Annotated in this window: 25 protein-coding genes; 8 read left to right on the top strand and 17 right to left on the bottom strand. The window is 56.0% G+C overall.

Annotation, left to right across the window (positions count from 1 at the left end; translation table 11 throughout):
- Window positions 1-79 precede the first annotated feature (79 nt).
- Complete coding sequence (locus tag KUO20_RS16760) at window positions 80-622, bottom strand: cold-shock protein (RefSeq protein ID WP_273543153.1); 543 nt, start codon at window positions 620-622, stop codon at window positions 80-82.
- Window positions 623-734: 112 nt separating this feature from the next.
- Between KUO20_RS16760 and KUO20_RS01980 the strand changes: the two genes are divergently transcribed.
- Window positions 735-983, top strand: a complete 249-nt coding sequence (locus KUO20_RS01980) for a SlyX family protein (RefSeq protein ID WP_096282188.1) — start codon at window positions 735-737, stop codon at window positions 981-983.
- Between the two features lie 70 nt (window positions 984-1053).
- On the opposite strand, the gene ald is transcribed toward KUO20_RS01980, so the two are convergent.
- From ald to radC, 7 genes are all read right to left on the bottom strand, one after another.
- Entirely contained in the window at window positions 1054-2169 is a 1116-nt protein-coding gene (gene ald, locus KUO20_RS01975) for an alanine dehydrogenase (protein WP_235041242.1), read from the bottom strand.
- A gap of 188 nt (window positions 2170-2357) precedes the next feature.
- Complete coding sequence (locus KUO20_RS01970) at window positions 2358-2792, bottom strand: acyl-CoA thioesterase (RefSeq protein WP_235041241.1); 435 nt, start codon at window positions 2790-2792, stop codon at window positions 2358-2360.
- A 16-nt stretch (window positions 2793-2808) separates the two neighbouring features.
- A complete protein-coding gene (locus KUO20_RS01965) occupies window positions 2809-3999 on the bottom strand; it encodes a class I SAM-dependent rRNA methyltransferase (RefSeq protein WP_235041240.1) in 1191 nt (396 codons plus the stop codon).
- Between the two features lie 142 nt (window positions 4000-4141).
- Window positions 4142-5002: a bifunctional DNA-formamidopyrimidine glycosylase/DNA-(apurinic or apyrimidinic site) lyase gene (gene mutM, locus KUO20_RS01960; protein ID WP_235041239.1), complete on the bottom strand. Its 861-nt coding sequence runs from the start codon at window positions 5000-5002 to the stop codon at window positions 4142-4144.
- Window positions 5003-5158: 156 nt separating this feature from the next.
- Window positions 5159-5314, bottom strand: a complete 156-nt coding sequence (rpmG, locus tag KUO20_RS01955) for a 50S ribosomal protein L33 (RefSeq protein ID WP_096282193.1) — start codon at window positions 5312-5314, stop codon at window positions 5159-5161.
- A 52-nt stretch (window positions 5315-5366) separates the two neighbouring features.
- A complete protein-coding gene (gene rpmB, locus KUO20_RS01950) occupies window positions 5367-5603 on the bottom strand; it encodes a 50S ribosomal protein L28 (RefSeq protein ID WP_096282194.1) in 237 nt (78 codons plus the stop codon).
- Between the two features lie 278 nt (window positions 5604-5881).
- Window positions 5882-6556: a RadC family protein gene (gene radC, locus KUO20_RS01945; protein ID WP_235041238.1), complete on the bottom strand. Its 675-nt coding sequence runs from the start codon at window positions 6554-6556 to the stop codon at window positions 5882-5884.
- Window positions 6557-6731: 175 nt separating this feature from the next.
- On the opposite strand from radC, the gene coaBC reads away from it, so the two are divergent.
- The 5 genes from coaBC (at window position 6732) to slmA (ending at window position 11581) form a co-directional block, all read left to right on the top strand.
- Window positions 6732-8051 (top strand): bifunctional phosphopantothenoylcysteine decarboxylase/phosphopantothenate--cysteine ligase CoaBC, encoded by a 1320-nt coding sequence (gene coaBC, locus KUO20_RS01940; RefSeq protein WP_235041237.1) that lies wholly within the window; start codon window positions 6732-6734, stop codon window positions 8049-8051.
- On the top strand, window positions 8048-8506 hold the full coding sequence (gene dut, locus KUO20_RS01935; protein WP_235041236.1) for a dUTP diphosphatase: 459 nt from the start codon (window positions 8048-8050) through the stop codon (window positions 8504-8506). Before coaBC ends, dut begins: the two co-directional genes overlap by 4 nt.
- Window positions 8507-8562: 56 nt before the next feature.
- Window positions 8563-9957 (top strand): phosphomannomutase/phosphoglucomutase, encoded by a 1395-nt coding sequence (locus KUO20_RS01930; protein WP_235041235.1) that lies wholly within the window; start codon window positions 8563-8565, stop codon window positions 9955-9957.
- Window positions 9958-10053: 96 nt separating this feature from the next.
- A complete protein-coding gene (gene argB, locus KUO20_RS01925) occupies window positions 10054-10953 on the top strand; it encodes an acetylglutamate kinase (RefSeq protein ID WP_235041234.1) in 900 nt (299 codons plus the stop codon).
- A 19-nt stretch (window positions 10954-10972) separates the two neighbouring features.
- A complete protein-coding gene (gene slmA, locus KUO20_RS01920; protein ID WP_235041233.1) occupies window positions 10973-11581 on the top strand; it encodes a nucleoid occlusion factor SlmA in 609 nt (202 codons plus the stop codon).
- Window positions 11582-11725: 144 nt separating this feature from the next.
- Here the strand turns inward: slmA and rpoH are convergent, their stop codons facing one another.
- From rpoH to ftsY, 4 genes are all read right to left on the bottom strand, one after another.
- Entirely contained in the window at window positions 11726-12595 is an 870-nt protein-coding gene (rpoH, locus tag KUO20_RS01915) for an RNA polymerase sigma factor RpoH (RefSeq protein ID WP_235041232.1), read from the bottom strand.
- Between the two features lie 114 nt (window positions 12596-12709).
- On the bottom strand, window positions 12710-13753 hold the full coding sequence (gene ftsX / locus KUO20_RS01910) for a permease-like cell division protein FtsX (RefSeq protein ID WP_235041231.1): 1044 nt from the start codon (window positions 13751-13753) through the stop codon (window positions 12710-12712).
- A complete protein-coding gene (ftsE, locus tag KUO20_RS01905; protein WP_235041230.1) occupies window positions 13750-14418 on the bottom strand; it encodes a cell division ATP-binding protein FtsE in 669 nt (222 codons plus the stop codon). The genes ftsX and ftsE overlap by 4 nt, the downstream gene beginning before the upstream one ends.
- Window positions 14415-15752 (bottom strand): signal recognition particle-docking protein FtsY, encoded by a 1338-nt coding sequence (gene ftsY / locus KUO20_RS01900; protein ID WP_235041229.1) that lies wholly within the window; start codon window positions 15750-15752, stop codon window positions 14415-14417. Before ftsY ends, ftsE begins: the two co-directional genes overlap by 4 nt.
- Before the next feature lie 90 nt (window positions 15753-15842).
- Here ftsY and rsmD point away from each other — a divergent pair, with 90 nt between their 5' ends.
- Entirely contained in the window at window positions 15843-16451 is a 609-nt protein-coding gene (rsmD, locus tag KUO20_RS01895; RefSeq protein WP_235041228.1) for a 16S rRNA (guanine(966)-N(2))-methyltransferase RsmD, read from the top strand.
- Between the two features lie 138 nt (window positions 16452-16589).
- Entirely contained in the window at window positions 16590-16784 is a 195-nt protein-coding gene (gene zapB, locus KUO20_RS01890) for a cell division protein ZapB (protein ID WP_235041227.1), read from the top strand.
- Between the two features lie 32 nt (window positions 16785-16816).
- Here the strand turns inward: zapB and KUO20_RS01885 are convergent, their stop codons facing one another.
- The 5 genes from KUO20_RS01885 to KUO20_RS01865 all read right to left on the bottom strand — a co-directional run bounded on the left by KUO20_RS01885 (window position 16817) and on the right by KUO20_RS01865 (window position 20552).
- The gene (locus KUO20_RS01885) at window positions 16817-17269 is read right to left on the bottom strand and encodes a GNAT family N-acetyltransferase (protein ID WP_235041226.1); all 453 of its coding nucleotides are present in this window, start codon (window positions 17267-17269) and stop codon (window positions 16817-16819) included.
- On the bottom strand, window positions 17259-18128 hold the full coding sequence (locus KUO20_RS01880; protein ID WP_235041225.1) for a hypothetical protein: 870 nt from the start codon (window positions 18126-18128) through the stop codon (window positions 17259-17261). The genes KUO20_RS01885 and KUO20_RS01880 overlap by 11 nt, the downstream gene beginning before the upstream one ends.
- Window positions 18125-18433, bottom strand: a complete 309-nt coding sequence (locus KUO20_RS01875) for a BolA family protein (RefSeq protein WP_235041224.1) — start codon at window positions 18431-18433, stop codon at window positions 18125-18127. The genes KUO20_RS01880 and KUO20_RS01875 overlap by 4 nt, the downstream gene beginning before the upstream one ends.
- Before the next feature lie 42 nt (window positions 18434-18475).
- Window positions 18476-19879, bottom strand: a complete 1404-nt coding sequence (locus tag KUO20_RS01870; protein WP_235041223.1) for an MFS transporter — start codon at window positions 19877-19879, stop codon at window positions 18476-18478.
- 292 nt (window positions 19880-20171) lie between these two features.
- The gene (locus KUO20_RS01865; protein WP_235041222.1) at window positions 20172-20552 is read right to left on the bottom strand and encodes a hypothetical protein; all 381 of its coding nucleotides are present in this window, start codon (window positions 20550-20552) and stop codon (window positions 20172-20174) included.
- Between the last annotated feature and the right edge of the window lie 25 nt (window positions 20553-20577).

Below are 20577 nucleotides of genomic sequence, written 5' to 3'. Positions count from 1 at the left end.
CTAACTAAACCACCCAACGAGCTAAACGTAAACGACCCCGCCGAGGCGGGGTCGTTTACTATCAAGCGAGCGATTAAACCTACTCGATAATACTTACATCGTCAGCCTGCAGGCCACGCTCATTTTTGATCACGTGGTAACGCACAATTTGACCTTCTGCCAACATACGCGGGCCACGACCACGAATGGCGCGAAAATGTACAAATACGTCTTCGCCATTGTCGCGGGTAATAAAACCGTAACCTTTGTTAGTGTTGAACCACTTTACATCACCTTCTTCACGGCCGTCATTGGGGTCGATGATGTCTTCTTCCTCATCGTCTTCCAAAGGAGCCGCCGCTTGGGGCGGACGCGACGCTGAATTGGAACGTGCCATAGCGTCTGACGTCACCACTAAAGGTACCAACGCAGCTGATGCCAAAGTGCCGAGGAACAAAACAATAAAACACCCTATAGCAACGGCAATATACACACCGCTCATACCACTGATGGCTAACTCAGCCAGCCATAGCTCAGCGAGCGCACTATCGGTTAAATGAACAATCCCCGCCAACAGAAATGGCGTGGGGGCGGACAGTAATACACTGATTAAGAAACAGCGAAACACAACTTTTGGGTTCATAGAAAAAGAAAGCTCTCTTGTTGTATGGGTAACAGACGAAGGACAATACCCGAACTATCAGGCCCACTCCCAATAGCACCGGCATACTACTACATAAGGTTGCAATGTTATCATGACCCACGAATTAACGCCTGCTGAGCTAACTCAACTTCTTGAATCGTTAGAAAGCCGTCTCGCTTACCAAGAGCACTGGCTGGACACGCTAGACCAAGCGGTCGTGCAACAGGAGCGGCGCCTAGAAAAACTAGAGCAGCTCAGTGGACTAATGCGCGAACGTCTGCGCGAGCAGCACCAAGCACTCCAAGATAGCGAGCCCCAGGGTGGCCGACGCCCTGAGGATGAGCTACCTCCGCACTATTAAAGCCCTGTTAGCTAAGCCCTGTTAGCTAAGATCCTGTTAGCCAAGCCCCTGTTAGCGGTTGCTGCGCGGCTTACTGAATAATACTTGCCGGGTCGACACTTTCCAGACTAAAAGCGTCAGCCACTGCGCGGTAGGTGACTTGCCCAGCATGTACGTTCAACCCCGGCAGAAAGTGCGGGTCATCGCGCAGCGCCTGCTGCCAGCCTTTATCCGCCAGCGCAATCACAAACGGCAGCGTTGCATTGGTTAGCCCTTGGGTGGAGGTACGCGCCACCGCACCGGGCATATTGGCCACGCAGTAGTGGACAATGCCATCAACGATATAGGTTGGCTCAGCGTGCGTTGTGGGCTTGCTGGTTTCAAAACAGCCGCCCTGGTCAATCGCGACATCGACCAACACGCTGCCGGGCTTCATATCGGCCAGCATATTCCGGGTAATTAATTTGGGGGCGGCGGCGCCAGGCACCAGCACTGCGCCAATAATCATATCGGACTCACGCACAGCGCTTTCCAAGGCGTCGGTGGTGGAATAAACCGTTTTAATGCGCCCCTGATAACGATCGTCCAGCACTTCCAGTCGGGCCAGCGATTTATCCAAAATGGTGACGTCAGCGCCTAGCCCCAGCGCCATACGGGCCGCGTTTTCGCCGACCACGCCGCCCCCAATCACGGTCACTTTGCCCGGTGCAACGCCAGGGACGCCGGGCAGCAGCACGCCGGCGCCACCCTGGGCTTTTTCCAGGCTGTGGGCACCGGCCTGAACGACCATTCGACCGGCCACCGTGCTCATCGGCGCAAGCAGCGGTAGACCGCCTCGCGCGTCGGTAATGGTTTCATAGGCGATACAGGTCGCGCCGCTTTCCATTAGCCCACGGGTAAGCGCTTGTTCAGCGGCAAGATGCAGGTAGGTGAACAGCGTATGCGTCGGAGTGAGCCGTGCCACCTCCTCCGGCTGGGGTTCTTTGACCTTAAGAATCAGCTCGGCACCTCGCCACAGCGCCTCGACATCGGCCTCTATCTGCGCACCGGCGGCGTGATAGTCATCATCCGCAAATCCCGCGCCTTCACCGGCACCGGCCTGAACGCTGACATGATGGCCACGCCCGACTAATTCGCGTGCGCCGGCGGGGGTTAAGGCCACTCGGTATTCATGATTTTTAATTTCTTTAGGGATGGCGATATTCATTGGCGGCTTCCTTTTATGTAACGTCGGCGCTAAGCAGAAAAATTAGCTCTGCTAGGCAAACTACATCACCCTTAACGTTGACCACCAGCCCTGAAAATAAAAACAAAAAAAACGCCGGTTAAGGCGTTTTTTAGGAGAAAAATCTAGCGAATGACGTTTCCACACGAAAAAATCAACTTTTTCTTGCGTCACTCCACAACCACCGCGCCACCATAGATACGCCGATATTCATCGGGCAAGCGCTTAGGGCGCCCGGTACTAAGCGCAACACAGGCAAAGCGCGTGCGTGCGTTTAGCAACGTTTTGCCATCTCGCGGTCGCTTAAGTTGAAAACGCCGGGTCAGACTAAACCGCTCATCACAATCGACAATCCAAGTCGCCAACAGCAGTTCGTCGCCGGCAAAGGCGGGCGCGAGGTAGTCAAGCTCATGGCGATGAACCACCATGGCACGATCAAGCTCGCGATAACGCTCAAGCGATAGCCCAAGCGCCTCCGAGTGCGCCCAGCTGACCTGCTCAACCCAGCGCAGGTACTCGCTGTTGTTGACGTGCTGATAGGCGTCAATCGCCTCATCAGCCACGCGGATATCAATCATGAAAGAATCAGGCAGCACCCACTCCATTATCTTTTCCTTTAAATTAATCGCGGAACACGCGCACGCCCAGCGCTTTTAGGTAAGACGTTTCGGGGATAGCCGGATGTACCGGATGGTCAGGCCCCTGGTGGCCCTGGAAAATCACCTGACCTTGACGGTCTTGGTGACGTACCGCGCCACGCACGACATCCATCAGCCGATCAGGCGCCAGATGCATTGAGCACGAGGCGGATACCATCAGTCCATCGCGGCCCAGCAGACGCATAGCTTCGCGGTTTAAGCGAGCATAGGCGCGCTCGCCGTTGGGGATATCTTTGCGCTTTTTAATAAACGCAGGTGGATCAAGCACGATAACGTCAAACTGCTCGCCGTCTGCTTTCAAAGCCGCCAGGGCTTCAAAGGCATCGCCCTCACCCACGGCAACCTGCTCCTGCACACCGTTCAGCTCGGCATTGCGAAGAACCTGATCAAGCGCGGGCTTGGAAGAGTCTAAGCACAGCACATCTTTAGCGCCGTGAACCGCGGCCTGTACGCCCCAACCGCCCACGTAGCTGAACACGTCCAGCACGCGCTTACCCGACACTTGGCGATTGAGCCACTCGCGGTTCACCCGGTGGTCAAAGAACCAGCCGGTTTTCTGGCCGTTAATAACCGGCACTGCAAAGCGCGCGCCGTTCTCTTCTAGCAAGACTTCGTCAGGCAAGACGCCTTTGATCACTTCAACGTGAGCCTCTAGCCCTTCCTGACGGCGACCGCCGGTGTCGTTACGGAAGACGATCACCTCAGGCTTGATGACTTTTTCCAGCGCATCGACGATCTCATCTGCCAATGCCTGCATGCCAGCAGTATTAAGCTGTACGACAACCACATCGCCAAAGCGATCAACTACCAGGCCTGGCAGCAGGTCTCCTTCACCGTGGATCAAGCGATAGTAGGGCTGATCGTAAAGGCGCTCGCGCAGTGCTAGCGCTTGATTAAAGCGGTGCACAAACAGCGAGCGGTCAAGGCGCATTTCGGGATCGCGTGACATGACCCGCGCGGCTATGAGCGAATGGGGATTCACATACGCCACCGCGATGACCTTACCGTTGGACGCTTCTACCAAAGCGGTTTCACCTGCCGTAAAGTTTTTCAGCGGCGTTTCTTTAATATCGACCTCATTGGAGTAGATCCAAAGATGGCCCGCTTTAAGGCGGCGGTCAGCGTGTTTATTTAGGCGCAGGCGTTGGGTCACAAAAATCTCCAAAAGCGCTGTCTTAGCGCTTTGTCTTAAAACGTTGTCTTAAAAACCTTAGGCTTAGAAAAACCCAAGCAGGGCAACAAACTTAAATAGGGCAATCGATTAAGATGCAAAATAACCATATCAGAGGCGGCCATTAGTGTTGGCAACCGGGGCAGAACACGCTGGCCCGCTGGCCAAGCGTAATGCGGCGCAGCTCAGCACCACAGCGAAAGCACGGCTGGCCGTGGCGCCCGTAAACTTTTAGGCGCTGAGCGAAGTAGCCGGGCTCGCCCTGACCGCTCACAAAATCACGCAGTGTAGTGCCGCCCTGAGTAATCGCAGCGGCCAGCACCTCTTTTACCGCTACCGCTAGCTGCTGATAGCGCGCGAGGGAGACGCGGCCCGCTGCGCGACGCGGATCAATACCCGCCATAAATAGCGCTTCGGCCGCGTAAATATTCCCGGCGCCAACCACTACCTGGTTATCCATCAAAAATGGCTTAACCGCCACCCGCTTATTGCGCGAGAGGGTGTATAGCCATTTACCGTTAAACGCGTCAGACAGCGGCTCTGGGCCTAAGTGCGCAAGGCGCTTATCCAGCGATGCATCCTCTAGCCGCCAATCCACAAAGCCAAAGCGGCGAGGATCATGGTAGCGCAACACGTAGCCGCTGGCGGTCACCACATCGACATGGTCATGCTTTTTAGGCAAATCCCCCGCCCGCGCAATACGCAGGCTACCCGACATACCCAGGTGCCATAGCAGCGTTGCATCCGCGGGTTGCGCGGTATCAGGCTCGCCGCCTGGCGCATGGGCAGTGTGAATGGGGATCTGTAAATACTTAGCACGCCGCGTCAATACGCCAATCTGCGCGCCCACCAGTCGCTCAGCAAGATCCTCTGGCACCGGCACACGCAGCCGCGGCTGACGCACCAGCACCTCGGTAATCTCCTGGCCCTCAATGTAGGGGGCTATTCCGCGTCGGGTCGTTTCAACTTCGGGGAGTTCGGGCATATTTGGACATCTACCGGCCTGTGATGACAGCCTTGCGAGGATGGCTAAAAGACATATGCGACATGCGAAAGACATGCATGCAAAAACCCGGCTTGGGGCCGGGTTTTTGAACAGGCGCTCGCCTGTAGTGAAAGCCGATCTTCATCGCAACAGCGATTACTTGATCTTAGCTTCCTTGTACATAACGTGCTTACGGACGACCGGGTCGAATTTCTTGAATTCGAACTTGTCCGGCGTGTTCCGCTTGTTTTTATCAGTGGTGTAGAAGTGACCTGTACCGGCACTAGACACCAACTTGATTTTATCGCGCATGGTTTAATCCTTCCAAAATGCTTGGTCCGAAACGCTTGGCCCAAAAGCTGGCTTAGATAGCGTCGCCGCGCTTACGAATACCAACCAAAACTGCGTCGATACCGTTTTTATCAATAATACGCATTCCTTTAGTGGAAACGCGCAGCTTGACGAAGCGGTTTTCAGACTCAACCCAAAAACGATGGGTGTGCAGGTTTGGCAAGAAACGACGACGTGTCTTACGCATTGAGTGTGAAACGTTATTTCCAGTTACCGGACGCTTACCGGTAACCTGACATACTTTGGACATGAGAGCCTCTCAACTGCTTGGCCAGGATATAATAACCTGAGTGTTCAAAACTGTCGGGCAAACCGGAGCAGGAAGGAGTCGACGCGGTGAACCGGCCAAGCTTTATCCAAATCCGTTATTCAACCCAAGTTTAAAGGTGGCACTTTATACCAGAGCACCTGACTAGCAGCAAGCTAAACCGACCAAAAAGGCTAAAAAACAGCTTTTTAATTCATCAAACTTAGAAAATCGATAGCCCGCGTTATTCTCTGCGAATAACAACGATGCATCAATTCAGCTTATAGCCAGCCGCGCTCGGCAAAAGAAACCACGTCTCCATCCCCCACCACGAAATGATCCAACACGCGCACGTCAAAAAGTGCGAGAGCGTCTTTTAAACGTTCAGTGATACGTCGGTCAGCATCGCTTGGCTCTGCCACACCCGAGGGGTGGTTGTGAGCCAGGATAACGGCGCCAGCGCTAAGTTCTAATGCGCGCTTGGCAACTTCGCGGGGGTAAACAGATGCGCTGTCTAGGGTACCGCGAAACAGCGATTCATAGCGAATAATTCGGTGCTGAGTATCTAAAAAAAGCACCGCAAATTCCTCATGCCCTAAATGACGCAGCTGTGAACTCAAATAGTGGCGCACCAAGTCCGGCGATGTTAGCGCGTTGCCGCGCGCCAGCTGGCTGGCTAAATGACGTCGCGACAGTTCAAGCGTCGCCTGTAGCTGGGCGTACTTAGCGCTCCCCAGCCCATGCGCGGCGCAAAAGCTTGTCTGATTAGCCTCCAGCAGAGGCCGCAAGCCACCGAAGCTGCTGAGCAGGTCTCGCGCTAAATCAACCGCCGAGCGCCCCTGCACGCCGACGCGCAAGAAAATTGCCAGTAACTCAGCGTCTGAAAGCGCCTGGGCGCCGTTATTTAATAATTTTTCTCGGGGCCGCTCACCTTCCGGCCAGTGATTGATTCCCATTGCACCTTCCCGCATGACTCATTGTTGTGCGTATTAATGCGCTGCCCATCTAAAACAGCTTGCGCCTAGCCAGCCTCATTAAACCTAGCTTAACCTTGTTTACCCCTAGCATGCCAAATCTCGATGCCAATGGTATGGTAAGCCTCCTCACGAACGCTGACGTGGATCACTGCTCATGGCTTCTGGTACTTCAATAAGCGCGTCTGGCAAGGCGCCGACGCTCACGGGCAAACGCGTGCTGCTAGGTGTTAGCGCGGGTATCGCAGCCTATAAAAGCGCTCTTTTGGTGCGTTTGCTTAAGCAAGCAGGCTGCGAGGTTCGCGTGGTGATGACCAGCGGGGCGCAGGCGTTTATTACGCCACTAACGCTGCAGGCGCTTTCTGGCGAGCCGGTACGCACGTCTTTGCTCGACCCGGAGGCAGAAGCCGGCATGGGCCATATCGAACTGGCACGCTGGGCAGATGTTGTGCTGATTGCGCCGGCCACCGCGGACTTAATCGCACGCCTAGTACACGGCATGGCCGACGACCTGCTCACTACGCTGTGCTTGGCGTCTGATGCGCCTAAACTCGTTGCTCCGGCGATGAACCAGGCCATGTGGCACCATCCCGCCACGCAGCGCAACGTAGCGCAGCTGGAGAGCGACCGCTGGCAGCTGATCGGCCCCGCTGCCGGTGACCAGGCCTGTGGCGATGTCGGCCCTGGCCGTATGAGCGAGCCTGACGAGATCTTTAGCGCGGTTGTCGACTTATTCATGGCATCTCACGTCGCCCCTCGCCCCGCAGCCAGTGCTCCCCATATTGTCATTACGGCGGGCCCTACCCGTGAGCCGCTCGACCCCGTGCGCTATATCTCCAATCACAGCTCTGGGAAAATGGGCTTCGCGCTGGCCGCTGCGGCGGCGCTTGAAGGCGCCAAGGTGACGCTGATCAGCGGGCCCGTTGAGCTACCCACGCCGAAAGGCGTCACGCGCATTGACGTAGAGTCTGCCGAACAGATGCACGCCGAGGCCCAGCGGCTAGCACCTCAGGCGGCGATGTTTATCGGCTGCGCCGCCGTCGCCGACTATCGCGCCGCGGCCCCCGCCGAGCACAAACTCAAAAAACAGGAAACGGGAGATACGCTCACTCTGACGCTGGTTAAAAATCCTGACATTATCGCCGGCGTCGCGGCGCTGCCCGCTGAGCAGCGCCCGCTTGTCGTCGGCTTTGCTGCCGAAACCCAGCAAATCGAGCGCTACGCACGCGACAAGCTGCAGAGCAAAGGGCTGGATATGATTGTCGCTAATGACGTTTCTTTAGCGGGCCTTGGTTTTGGCAGCGACCAGAACGCTGCCTGGCTACTGTGGCGCACGCCCGAAGGCGTTGAGAGCCGATCGGAAGCGCCGCAGCCAAAAACACAGCTGGCTGGCACTATTATTCGCCAAGCGCTCGCCCTGCTAGCGACAAAAACCGCTGAACATGCATCTAATTCTGCCCCTGGAGATACCCTATGACCGCCCGCCCTCGGCTACAGTGCAAACTGCTGGATGAGCGACTCAACGACTATTTGCCAACGTATGCCACCGAAGGCTCCGCCGGCATGGACCTTCGCGCTCTGCTAGATGAGCCGCTAACGTTAGCCCCCGGCGAATGCCAGCTCGTGCGTACCGGCATTGCCATCTATATTGAAGACCCCTCCCTTGCGGGCATGATTTTGCCGCGCTCGGGATTAGGGCATAAGCACGGCATCGTACTGGGTAATTTGGTCGGCTTAATCGATTCTGATTATCAGGGTGAGCTGATGATCTCTGTCTGGAACCGTGGACAAAGTGCGTTTACGCTAGCGCCCTTTGAGCGTCTGGCACAGTATGTACTGGTGCCCGTCGTACAGGCCGAGCTGTCTCTTGTAGACGCTTTTGAAGATTCTTCACGCGGCAGCGCAGGATTTGGCAGCACCGGCAGTCAGTAGCCTCTTGCGGATAAAATCGCGATGAGCAACGCATGTTGGTTTAGCTGGGAAGCCTTATGAACACACAGACCGTACCCGCCTCGATTTTTCGCGCCTACGACATTCGCGGTATTGTTGACGACACGCTGACAGAAAGCACGGCCGAGATGATTGGCCGCGCCGTGGGCTCTGAGGCAGCCGCACGCGGTGAGTCCACGGTGGTGGTGGCACGCGATGGGCGTCTTTCAGGCGCGCGGCTGCAAGCTGCTTTAATGCGCGGTCTGAACGCTGCAGGGCGCAATGTCATCGACATCGGCATGGTGCCGACACCGGTGCTCTATTTTGCTACCCACCTGCTAGAGGGCACCCAATCGGGCGTCATGGTGACCGGCAGCCACAATCCGCCGGACTATAATGGTTTTAAAATCGTGCTGGGCGGCGAAACGCTTTCCGGCGACGCCATTACTGCCTTGTTCGAGCGAATCCAGTCTGGCGAGCTGGTAGACGGCCAAGGCAGCATCACTCAGCAAGATATTCGCGAAACGTACTTAGCGCGCATTTTAGACGACGTTCACCTAAGCAGGCCGTTAAAAGCCGTTGTCGACTGCGGTAACGGCGTCGCCGGCGAGCTGGGGCCACAGCTGCTGTCGCGCCTAGGCGTGGAGACAGTCCCACTGTTTGCCGAAATCGACGGCAACTTCCCCAATCACCATCCGGACCCTGGCAAGCCGGAAAATATGCAAGATCTGATACGCAAGGTTCGCGAAACCGGTGCTGATATTGGCCTTGCCTTCGATGGCGACGGCGATCGCCTAGGCGTTGTCACTCCTCACGGCCAGCTAGTGTTTCCCGATCATCTACTAATGGTATTTGCCACCGACATGCTCTCTCGCCAGCCCGGCGCCAAGGTCATTTTTGACATCAAGTGCACGGGCAACCTGGTGAAAGTGATCAGCGAAGCAGGCGGCGAACCAGAAATGTGGCGAACCGGGCACTCGCTGATCAAGGCGCGCATGAAAGCCACGGGCGCTCTGCTGGCAGGTGAAATGAGCGGGCATATTTTTTTCCAAGAGCGCTGGTATGGTTTTGACGATGGTCTTTATGCCGCCGCCCGGCTGATTGAGATTTTAGCTAACCAAGCCGACGATGCTGATACGTTCTTTGCAAAATTCCCCCAGGACGCAGGCACCCCGGAAATTAACATTGCGGTGACCGACGCTAACAAATTTTCTATCGTCGATAAGCTTGCTCGTGAGGGCGACTTCGGCGAAGGTATCAAAACCACGTTGGACGGCATTCGCGTCGACTATGCAGATGGTTGGGGGCTGTGCCGAGCATCTAACACCACGCCTGCACTGGTGATGCGCTTTGAAGGCAAAGACGATGCCGCGCTAGCACGCATCAAATCTGTTTTTAACACCGCGTTATTACGCGTCGCGCCAGAGCTTAAGCTCGCCATTGAAGATAGCTAGGCGTCGAAGGGATCGTGTGCACTAAGAAAGCATGGCCCTCATCACTACATCAGCATAAACGTGATCAGCATAAAAACGTTCGCAAGGGACAACATAATGAGTTCAGCCAGTAGCGACCCACAGGTCGTCGTGGAAGTGCTTTCCGAAGCGCTTCCCTATATCCAGCAGTTTTCCGGCAAAACCGTCGTGGTCAAATATGGCGGCAATGCAATGACTGAAAGCACCCTGATTGACTCCTTTGCACGCGATATCGTGTTAATGAAGGAAGTCGGTATTAATCCAGTGGTGGTGCACGGTGGCGGCCCGCAAATTGGCGACCTGCTGAAAAAGCTCAACATTGAATCACGCTTTGTGAACGGCATGCGCGTTACCGACTCGCAAACCATGGACGTGGTTGAGATGGTGCTAGGCGGTCTGGTCAATAAAAGCATCGTCAACCTCATCAATCAGAGCGGCGGCAAGGCGATAGGCTTAACGGGTAAAGACGGCGCACAAATTCGTGCTCGCCAGCTTAAAGTTGAGCATCAAAGCCCCGAAATGACCGCGCCCGAAATTATCGACATTGGCCATGTGGGCGAAGTTGAGTCGATCTCAACCGAGCTAATCGAGATGCTCGCGGCTCGCGACTTTATTCCGGTGATTGCCCCCATCGGCGTTGATGCAAAAGGCCACAGCTACAACATTAATGCCGATTTAGTGGCCGGCAAAATTGCCGAAGCCCTTAACGCCGAAAAATTAATGCTGCTCACCAATGTGGCCGGCTTAATGAATACCGAAGGCGAAGTACTTACGGGATTAACCACTTCTCAGGTAGATGCCTTAATCGCCGATGGCACAATTTATGGCGGCATGCTGCCCAAAATCCGCTGCGCTCTAGATGCCGTTAAAGGCGGCGTGAACAGCGCGCACATTATTGATGGCCGCGTTCCCCACGCTGTGTTGCTAGAAATCTTCACCAATGCTGGGGTAGGCACTCAAATAATGGACGCGTACTAACCGCGGCGGAGGGCACTTTATGAGCGATGACCAAAAGCCTCGCCGTCGCGAGCAGATTCTCCAGGCGCTGGCATTGATGCTTGAAGAGGACAGCGGAAAACGCATTACTACGGCGGCCCTGGCGCGTCAGGTGGGAGTATCAGAGGCGGCACTCTATCGCCATTTTCCTAGCAAAGCGCGCATGTTTGAAGGGCTAATCGACTTTATTGAAGAAAGCATTTTTGCCCGTATTACGCGCATTTTAGAAGACGTACCCGATGCCACTACGCGCTGCGGCACCATTCTTGCGCTACTGCTCGGCTTTGCTGAAAAGAATCCAGGCCTTGCTCGCGTGATGGGGGGCGACGTACTCACTGGCGAAACCGCTCGACTGCGCCAGCGTATCAATCAGCTGTTTGAACGCTTAGAGACGCAGCTAAAGCAGATCCTACGCGAGGCAGAGCTACGTGAAGGACTGCGCCCCACTATTCCGGCGCCGGCCGCCGCTAATTTGCTAGCGGCCCAGGCAGAAGGACGCATTTCGCAGTATGTGCGCAGTGATTTCAAACGCATGCCGACCGAGCACTGGGAAGATCAGTGGTCATTGCTGTCGGCTCATTTGCTGCGCGCCGCCGCACTTCCCGCCTAAGCCATAAACCAACGGGCGCTGGCCTTACCTCAAAAAAAACCGGTCCTTCTATTAAAGAAGGCCGGTTTTTTATATTACACATACCATGCCGCAACTTACGATATTGACGCTTACGGTATTTAAACTTATGTTACTTAAACCTAGCTATGCAGCAATGGAATCTTCACCCATTTTCAAGCGCAGCTTTTTCATGGCATTTTTCTCAAGCTGACGAATGCGCTCTGCACTCACGCCGTAAACGTCGGCTAAGTCATGCAGCGTTTCTTTATTCTCAGCTAACCAGCGGCGCTGCAAGATATCTCGCGAGCGATCGTCTAGCCCTTCCAACGCCAGCTGCAAACGACGCGTAGAGTCTTCTTCGAAATTGCTATCTTCCAGCTGTGTTGCCGGGTCTGACGTCGCATCATCTAAAAAATGCACCGGCGCTTGGTAAGCGCTGTCGTCATCGTCGCTCGGCGAGCCGTCAAACCCTGCGTCGTAAGAAGAAAGGCGACCTTCCATATCACGTACAACTTCAGGCTTAACGTCGAGATCTTTGGCGATGGCGGCGACTTCGTCGTTGTTCAACCATGCTAGGCGCTTCTTAGCGCTGCGCAAATTGAAAAACAGCTTACGCTGGGCTTTCGTAGTGGCAATTTTAACGATGCGCCAGTTACGCAGTACAAATTCGTGTATTTCAGCTTTGATCCAATGCACCGCAAAAGAAACTAGCCGAACGCCATGGTTAGGATCAAAGCGCTTGACGGCTTTCATCAAGCCAACGTTGCCTTCCTGAATTAGATCCGCTTGCGGCAGCCCGTAACCTGAGTAACTGCGGGCAATATGCACAACAAAGCGCAAATGCGACATAACTAAGCGCCGAGCGGCTTCAAGATCACCCTCATCGTGTAAACGATAGGCAAGCTCGCGCTCTTCATCGGCCGTTAATACCGAAATACCATTGACCGCACGGATATAACCGCCAAGGTCGCCGCCGGGTGAAAGCTGCCCCACCGGTAGAAGACTAGTGCTCATGTGCAGGTGGTCTCCCCTGTAAACCATCGTGGTTGACGTAGCACGCCTTAATTAACCTATACATACAGACACGGTTGTGTGGATAAGGTTCAAACCCTTTGCCACCCAGCGGCGTCATCTTGGGCGAATACTTGAAAGGTGGCGAGTTACCGCCAGCCAAGCGCCCAACCAGCCTAGTAGTGTACTGCAAGATAGCAGAATTGTAGAGCCCGTCACATCAAGTTGAGGCAGGGAGAAGCTCGCGCCGTAGCTGGCGGCCAGTGCCGCCACCGGCATCGATAGCCAGTGATTGCCCACGCCGAGTAGCCCCAGTGCTAACAGGCCGCCACCAACACCGTACCAGGCGCCGCTATATAAAAATGGCCGCCGAACAAAGGCGTGCGTCGCGCCAATCAGCATGACGACTTCAATTTCTCGGCGGCGGCTTTCTACCGACAGGCGAATAGTATTGCCAACTACCAGCAGCACCCCTAAACCGAACAGCGCCCCTAGCGCCAGGGCAACTCGACGGCCAAGCTCGGCTAAGTTTCTAAGCCGCTCTACCCAGGCTAAATCGACCCGTACCTCATCGACGCCCGAAAGCGCTTCAAGCGTGTTGGCCAACTGTTGCATAGCCGCAGGGTCAACGCTTTCTGGTCGCACTACGATGCTGATCGGCAGCGGATTATTATCCAGGCCAGCCAACGCATCATCGAGCCCCAGCGCCTGCTGGAACTCCACCATGCCCTGATCCGCGCTGATCAGCTGTGTCTCAAGCACGCTACCCTCAGCATTCACAGCTTCTTCAATACGCCGAGCCTGAGCGTCATCAGCGGCCAATTCTAGATACATCGTTAGGGTTGCGCTTTCATCAAGCTCCGCATCCAGCAGGCGCGCGCTGTCTAACGTTAGCCAGAGAGCTGCCGGTAGCACCAGCGCAATGGCAATCGCCAGCATAGTCAGCAGATTGCCAACCGGATAGCGTACCAGGCGGTAGAAGCTGTCCCCTGCCATGCTGCGGTGGTGGCGACCCCAGGCCCGCAGGCGGCTTGAAAAGCGCGCCTGATGCGATTTAGCACCTCGCTGAGGGGGGTTATTGTCAGGTGCCTTGGCAGGCGGCCGACGCGGCGTTTTTAACGCCGCTCCTTGGCGGCGCCTGGGAGTAGCCGATGGCTTCATAGCGCGCCCTCGTCGCCCACGAGACGACCATCACTCAAGCGCAGTATACGATGCCGCAGCCGAGCAATCAGGGCCAGGTCATGGCTAGCAATCATGACGGTGGTGCCGATGCGATTAAAATCCTCGAACAGCGCCATAATATCCGCCGAAAGCTGAGGGTCTAAGTTACCCGTTGGCTCGTCTGCTAGCAGCAGCGCCGGTTTATTAACCACGGCGCGAGCAATACCCACCCGCTGCTGCTCACCGCCAGACAGCTCTATCGGCAGTGCTTTTTCACGGTGTAATAGCCCCACCTTATCTAGCGCCGCCCGCACTCGACGAGCGGTTTCGCGGGACTCAATTCCCTGGATATCCAGAGGCAGCGAGACGTTGTGAAAAATGCTGCGATCAAAGAGCAGCTGGTGGTCTTGAAAGACGACGCCAATTTGACGGCGATAAAACGGCACCTGGCTAGCATGCAGCTGGGCAATATCGTGGCCGGCCACCACGACACGCCCGCGGCTGGGTTTTTCAAGGCGCATGATTAAGCGCAGCAGCGAGCTTTTACCCGCGCCGGAATGACCGGTAAGAAATACCATTTCACCCCGGGCGACACGAAAATTGAGGTGCGCTAGCGCTTCAAAACGGCCGCCATAACGCTTTCCCACGTGCTCAAAAGCGATCATGCGCTGGCATCATCCTCTTGGCGGTCAAACAGCGCATGCACAAAATCACTGGCCTCAAAGGGGCGAAGATCATCAATACCCTCCCCCACTCCAATAAAGCGAATCGGCGTTCCTAGCTGCTTAGCCAGTGCGAAAATAATGCCGCCCTTCGCGGTGCCATCCAATTTGGTCAAGGTGATGCCGCTGATAGGCACGGCATCGTTAAAGGTACTGGCTTGAGAAATAGCGTTTTGCCCGGTTCCCGCATCCAGTACTAGCATCACCTCATGTGGCGCGCTGGTATCTAGCTTCTGCATCACCCGGTGGACTTTTTTCAGCTCTTCCATCAGGTGGCTTTTGTTATGCAGCCGGCCGGCGGTATCGGCAATCAGCACGTCGACACCGCGTGCTTTGGCAGCCGCTACCGCGTCATAAATAACCGAGGCGCTATCGGCACCGGTATGCTGGGCAATCACCGGCACGCGATTACGATCGCCCCATACTTTTAGCTGCTCAACGGCGGCAGCGCGGAAGGTATCGCCAGCCGCCAGCATGACGCTTTTACCTTCGCGCTGAAAACGCTGGGTGAGCTTACCGATGGTGGTCGTTTTACCCACGCCGTTGACGCCGACGACTAAAATAACAAACGGCCCATTGCCCTCTTGATCGCGTGAGCGTTTTTCAATCACAAGAGGTTTGGCGACCGGCTCCAGCATAGTGGTCAGCTCTTCTTGCAAACCACGATAGAGTGCTTCGGGATTGTTGAGCTCTTTGCGCGAGACGCGCGCCTCCAGGCGCCCAATAATCTCCGTCGTTGCTTCAATGCCGACATCAGCTAGCAACAGCTGCGTTTCTAAGTCTTCTAACAGCTCGTCATCAATCTGCTTTTTACCTAAAAACAAATCGGCGATGCCGTCGGTCAAATTGGCGCGGGTTTTGCCTAGGCCTGATTTAATCCGCGCAAACCAGCCCTTTTTGTCGCTTTTCTCCGCTCCTGGCTTTTCCTGCAAAACAGCAGGGGGCGAGATTGGCGCGGGCGCGGGCGCGGGCTCTGGCTCTGGCTCTGGCTCTGGCTCTGGCTCTGGCTCTGGCTCTGGCTCTGGCTCTGGCTCTGGCTCTGGCGCGGGCTCTGGCGCGGGCTCTGGCGCGGGCTCTGGCGCGGGCTCTGGCGCGGGCGTCGGCTCTGGCAAAGTATCCGGCGCTTGTGGGGCCTCTTCAACAGGCTCAGGAGGAAGTGCGGGCTCAATTTCCACCTCATCAGCCTGCTCTTGGGTCTGCTCTTTTAACCGCTGCTCTTCCTCTTGAGGCGCCTGCTGTGGATCTTGCTTATTTTTACGCTTAAAAAAACCAAACATGAGTGCTACCCGACATAAATAGTGAACATTGAGGTTATGCTAACACCGTAACCCAAGACTTTGGATAACTAGCCCGCTACAATCCGCTTCATGACACGACAACGCTCCTCACGCTCATCCGCTTCTCGTCGCGCGCCTGCTCAGCAGGTGGGCAAACTGCGCATTATTGGCGGAGAATTTCGCCGCCGCCAGCTACCGGTGTTAGACAGCCCTGGCCTGCGCCCAACCCCAGACCGCGTGCGTGAAACGTTGTTCAACTGGCTAGGCCAAGAGCTTTACGGCCAAGCGGTGTTGGATCTGTTCGCAGGCACCGGTGCACTGGGTATTGAAGCGCTGTCACGCGGCGCTGCGTGTGTCGACTTTGTCGAGCGCGACCCGCGCGTCTCTGCGCAGCTGTCGGCGAATCTTACCCTGCTTAATATTACCGCAAGCGCAGTGCATATTAACGATGTGCAGGCGTATCTAACGCGAGCGGCAAAGCCGTATTCGCTGGTATTTCTAGACCCGCCCTTTCACCAGCAGTTAGCCGCAGCGTGCTGCCACGCGCTAGAAAACGGTGGCTGGCTGGCCAGTGAGGCAATGATTTATCTCGAAACCGAGACGTCGCTGGCGCCGGACGTGCCTGTAAATTGGCAGTTACACCGCGAAACTCAGGCCGGCGAAAGCACCGCACGGCTTTACCAACGTCAATTGCCGTAAACAGCGCTTGCCGCCACGCCACAGCGGCGTTACGCTCGCCTCATTCGTCCCTATTAGCAAGCACGGCGCTTGTTTCTGGGTACTTATTTTTTGTTAGTTACTTTTTTTGGTTCTCGTTTTTACTCTATGGAGACATGCATGAGCCTGGAACTATTTAATCAGCTTGAACAGAAAGTCACCGATACCGTTGACGCCCTAGAAATGATGAAGATGGAAAATGAAGAGCTGCGCGGTGAAAACGCCAAGTTCAAAGAAGAGCGCGAAGAGTGGGAGCGTCGCCTCAACAGCCTGTTAAGCAAATTCGACAGCCAGGATAACGCCAGCGCATCTTAAGCAGCGCACTGGCACGCGGCTAAAGTACTCGACTACAGCATTCGAGACATCAATAGCGCGTCCTCACGCCCGGCGGCACCCTCAACCGCTGGGCGAGCTGGATAATATTCCTTTCGACGCCCGTCTTCGCTAAACCCGCTGCGCTGATAAAGCCGGATAGCGCTAAGATTATCGGCGCGCACCTCTAACAACAGCCGCTCACTCAACCACTCTTGAGCTGTCTTTAAAACGGCGTCCATTAGCGCGCCCCCCGCGCCCTGCTGGCGACACGTCGGCAATACGCCTATCGCCTGTAGCTCCGCGTCAAACGGCAGTTGCACCACAATGGCATAGCCGACTAACGCCGTCTGATGCCACAAGCCCAGCACACTGGTTTTCTGACAGCTCAGCGCGTCCTGCAGCTGTGAAGCACTGGTACCGCTTCGCGCCAGATTCTCCAGCGCGATGAGCAACGTTAAATCGTCGCTCGCCAGTTCAGTGATCATCAGCCGCCTGAGAAGTATCCGTGAAGTTCACCGACGCCCATTGCTGGCCCAATAGCTGAAGCGCAGGCCAAAGATCCCGCTTATTGCTCGCATTGTCGAGCAGTGAGGCAAGCGCTGGCCCCTGCCATACCGGCAGCGAAAGCGTATGGCTCTGCCCACCGGTCACGTTTAAGACGCGATCTAATGTGCCTTGATCAGCGTCTAGTTCTCCCCACCATAGTAGGCGTTCTAATTGCCATCCCTGCCGATTGACGCGCCCGGCAACAAAGGCCGCCAAGCCTTCACGGGCTTCATCCAGCGGGTCTTCTACGGCAAAGGCATTGGCCATCTGCGGCCATGTAAAGTGCGTGATACTTGGCGCCGCGCCGGTTTGAATACCCGCCGCACAGAGCAGATTGATCAATAGCTGCTGCTCTAGCGCGGTCATTTCACCTGCATTCAGCACCAGCCAGCGCCCGTCAATACACAGGCAGGACAGTGAAAAAGCGAGCGGCTTGGCGGGCGCCAGATCAGGCGCGGCAACCGCCTGATCTGGCTGAGAATGCGGCGACGCTGCTTGAACCAGTGGCTCGCTAGCGTGCTTGGCTTGCTCGGATTGATCGTTGCCCAGCAAAGCGCGAAGCGCGGAGGGCGAAGCGGTCACATCGCTGGGCGCTGATAGCTCGGGCGCCGCTCGCCTTGGCGCTGGGGCATCATCCAACAACGCCTGTAGGCGCTCACGAGGCGGCGTCGGCGCGGGCGCAGACTCCTCCCACTCACAGGCCTCGGTGGGCAGTGCATGGGGTAGCTGATATTTAGCGGCCCAGGCCGTGATGCCCATAGCATCAAGGTAATGCCGCCGAATAACTTCCTGTGTCACTTTTCGCCGCCATGGCAGTTCGGTGAGTTGGGGCGTTCGCCGCCCCGGGCCTGCCACTCGCTGGCGGTATAAAGATGCAGTGCCAGGGCGTGAACCGGCCCAGAAAGCTCGTCGGCCAACAGCGCATAGATCTGCTGGTGGCGCTTCACCGGCATCATGCCGCTGAAAAGCTCGCTAACAAGCGTCACCTTGAAATGAGTTTCAGAGTTAGCGGGCACGTTGTGCATGTGGCTTTCGTTCTCAACCTGCAGCACGTCAGGCGCTAATGCCGTTAACTTCTGCTCAATGTGTGTCTGCAGCGTCATGTCATTTCTCCTTGAGATCAGAAATCATTTTATTGTACGCGCTTAGTGACCCGCCGACGATGCCCGACGGGCGTGCAATGCGCGGCGCGCCAGCGGCATGCGCGCAACGCTTGCCAGCAATGCCAGCAGCGTCGTTGCGGCCCCTAGCCATAGCGTTACCTGAACCGGCCAACCCAGCGCCAGCGCAGCACCCACTATCGCCACGCCCAATGACTGGCCGACGGTGCGCGTCGTGCTCATTACGCCAGACACATTCGAGCTGCGCTCTAACGGCAGGCTACCCATCATTTCGCGATTATTGGGCGGCTGGAACAGCCCAAACCCTATTCCACAGAGCGCGGTGCGCCACAGACTGCCCGCCACACCGGTTGATTCGTCCACTAACGCCAGCGCAATCAGGCCAATAATTAATAGCCCTAGCCCCGTGCTCGATAGCACGCTGGGGTTAATACGGTCCGCTAAGCGCCCTGCCACCGGCCCTACCAGCATGATGGCAAGCGGCCAAGGTGTGAATAGCCAGGCGGTTTCCAGCGGCGTAAATCCCATCTGCTCTTGGTAGAAAAAAGACAGTGCTACAAACGTCAGCCCTTGACCAATAAACGCTAGCCCAGAGGCCGACACCGCTAGCGTAAAGCGCATCTCAGAAAACACGCTCAGCGGCAAGAGCGGATAAGGTGCGCGGCGCTGACGAATAATAAATCCCCAACAAGCAAGCACTGCCAGCAGCGCCCAGCCGCCGCTTTGCCAAATCGGCACGGCGTGGCCTATGGCGTCCATGGCGATAAATAGGCTGGCCAGCATAAGCATGGAAAGCAGCGCACCAGCCACATCAAAGCTGCCTTGGCGCGGTTTGTCGCGGGGCAACGCACGGCTTGCTAGCCATAGAGAGCACACGCCCAGCGGAACATTTAAGGCAAACAGCCAAGGCCAGTCGGCGAAAGATAAAATCACCCCGCTCAGCGTAGGCCCGGCGGCGTAACCACCTGCAACGACTAACGCGCTGAGGCCCAGCGCGCTGCCGAGCAGGCGCGAGGGGAAAATCGCCCGATAAAGCGATGGGCCTATCGACAGTGTCGCCGCGGCGCCTAGCCCCTGGAAGGCACGAAAGACAAGCAGCGTTTCCAAGTTACGCGACAGCGCCGCCCCTAACGAGGCCGCGACAAAGATTCCTATCCCAAATAGATACAGCCGGCGGCGGGTGACTAGTTCACTAATGCCCGCAAAGACGAGCAGAAACGCGGCGCAGACGACCTGAAAAAGATTGGTAATCCACACCGCGCGCGAAGCGGGCACATCTAAATCGGCGGCAATGGTTGGCAGCGCCAGGTTAATCATCGTGGTATCGACCACCGCCATTAACGTACCAGTTACCAGCGCCAGCACCGCCAGAGCGCGCTCGGGACCTGGCAGGCCATCGTCTCCGGGGCGGGTTTCAAACAATCGCATAGCGAAGTTCCTAGAGGAGCGTTCCTAAACGAAACGACTAAAACAACAAAATAGTTTGAGACAAAATATTTGGAAACACAGTCTTTGGAAACACAGTAGTTAGAAACAAAACACTTAGAAATAGAGTACTTAGAAATAGAGCGCTTATAAAACAAGCACTTAGAAACAAAGAAACCGGCCTAAGCCGGTTTCAAAGTGCGCCAATGCTAGGCTTGCCTTAAACGTCGGCGAGCAAGGATTAGGCCTAGCACAGCGCGTTTTAAACAGCGCCTATACAGCTCGCACGCTACGCCTACTCATTATCTAACAGCAGCGTGTCATCCACTTCTGATATTTCAAGCGCGGTTTCGTCATCTAGATCAATCGCTAGATAGCTGTGCTCGACGCGCACAAACTCTTGAAACAGCGCCCAATCAAGCTTCTCCGGCCACTGGCCCTCATCCTCTTCCCAAGCGCGCAGCTCCGTTTTGAGAATTTCCACATAGCGGTCGCGCACAAACGTTTCCAGCGCTTCCGGTGTATCCATCTCTGGGATCAGGTAAATGGTACTTTCACGTTCGACGTCGTCCAAGGTCAGGTCGTCGTCTCCCATGGTGGGTTCCAGCGCGTTGATCCAGTCCACAAAGGGCTGGGTCGGCCTGACGCTCAATGCGGAGCGGTTAAGCAGTTTCATGGGATTCTCCTCGCCGTCGAAACGT

The organism is Vreelandella profundi (assembly GCF_019722725.1).
Lineage (GTDB): Bacteria > Pseudomonadota > Gammaproteobacteria > Pseudomonadales > Halomonadaceae > Vreelandella > Vreelandella profundi.
The sequence above is the reverse complement of the archived record's forward strand: the minus strand, read 5'-3'. Positions and strand labels throughout refer to the sequence as shown.

Excerpts from the sequence above, each read along its gene's own strand:
- KUO20_RS01980 (WP_096282188.1), top strand. The coding sequence starts at position 735 with ATGACCCACGAATTAACGCCTGCTGAGCTAACTCAACTTCTTGAATCG.
- rsmD (WP_235041228.1), top strand. The coding sequence starts at position 15,843 with ATGACACGACAACGCTCCTCACGCTCATCCGCTTCTCGTCGCGCGCCT.
- mutM (WP_235041239.1), bottom strand. The coding sequence starts at position 5,002 with ATGCCCGAACTCCCCGAAGTTGAAACGACCCGACGCGGAATAGCCCCC.
- slmA (WP_235041233.1), top strand. The coding sequence starts at position 10,973 with ATGAGCGATGACCAAAAGCCTCGCCGTCGCGAGCAGATTCTCCAGGCG.
- argB (WP_235041234.1), top strand. The coding sequence starts at position 10,054 with ATGAGTTCAGCCAGTAGCGACCCACAGGTCGTCGTGGAAGTGCTTTCC.
- ald (WP_235041242.1), bottom strand. The coding sequence starts at position 2,169 with ATGAATATCGCCATCCCTAAAGAAATTAAAAATCATGAATACCGAGTG.
- KUO20_RS01865 (WP_235041222.1), bottom strand. The coding sequence starts at position 20,552 with ATGAAACTGCTTAACCGCTCCGCATTGAGCGTCAGGCCGACCCAGCCC.
- KUO20_RS01970 (WP_235041241.1), bottom strand. The coding sequence starts at position 2,792 with ATGGAGTGGGTGCTGCCTGATTCTTTCATGATTGATATCCGCGTGGCT.
- rpmG (WP_096282193.1), bottom strand. The coding sequence starts at position 5,314 with ATGCGCGATAAAATCAAGTTGGTGTCTAGTGCCGGTACAGGTCACTTC.
- ftsX (WP_235041231.1), bottom strand. The coding sequence starts at position 13,753 with ATGAAGCCATCGGCTACTCCCAGGCGCCGCCAAGGAGCGGCGTTAAAA.
- coaBC (WP_235041237.1), top strand. The coding sequence starts at position 6,732 with ATGGCTTCTGGTACTTCAATAAGCGCGTCTGGCAAGGCGCCGACGCTC.
- radC (WP_235041238.1), bottom strand. The coding sequence starts at position 6,556 with ATGGGAATCAATCACTGGCCGGAAGGTGAGCGGCCCCGAGAAAAATTA.
- KUO20_RS16760 (WP_273543153.1), bottom strand. The coding sequence starts at position 622 with ATGAACCCAAAAGTTGTGTTTCGCTGTTTCTTAATCAGTGTATTACTG.
- rpmB (WP_096282194.1), bottom strand. The coding sequence starts at position 5,603 with ATGTCCAAAGTATGTCAGGTTACCGGTAAGCGTCCGGTAACTGGAAAT.
- ftsY (WP_235041229.1), bottom strand. The coding sequence starts at position 15,752 with ATGTTTGGTTTTTTTAAGCGTAAAAATAAGCAAGATCCACAGCAGGCG.
- KUO20_RS01885 (WP_235041226.1), bottom strand. The coding sequence starts at position 17,269 with ATGATCACTGAACTGGCGAGCGACGATTTAACGTTGCTCATCGCGCTG.
- ftsE (WP_235041230.1), bottom strand. The coding sequence starts at position 14,418 with ATGATCGCTTTTGAGCACGTGGGAAAGCGTTATGGCGGCCGTTTTGAA.
- KUO20_RS01930 (WP_235041235.1), top strand. The coding sequence starts at position 8,563 with ATGAACACACAGACCGTACCCGCCTCGATTTTTCGCGCCTACGACATT.
- rpoH (WP_235041232.1), bottom strand. The coding sequence starts at position 12,595 with ATGAGCACTAGTCTTCTACCGGTGGGGCAGCTTTCACCCGGCGGCGAC.
- dut (WP_235041236.1), top strand. The coding sequence starts at position 8,048 with ATGACCGCCCGCCCTCGGCTACAGTGCAAACTGCTGGATGAGCGACTC.
- KUO20_RS01875 (WP_235041224.1), bottom strand. The coding sequence starts at position 18,433 with ATGACGCTGCAGACACACATTGAGCAGAAGTTAACGGCATTAGCGCCT.
- zapB (WP_235041227.1), top strand. The coding sequence starts at position 16,590 with ATGAGCCTGGAACTATTTAATCAGCTTGAACAGAAAGTCACCGATACC.
- KUO20_RS01870 (WP_235041223.1), bottom strand. The coding sequence starts at position 19,879 with ATGCGATTGTTTGAAACCCGCCCCGGAGACGATGGCCTGCCAGGTCCC.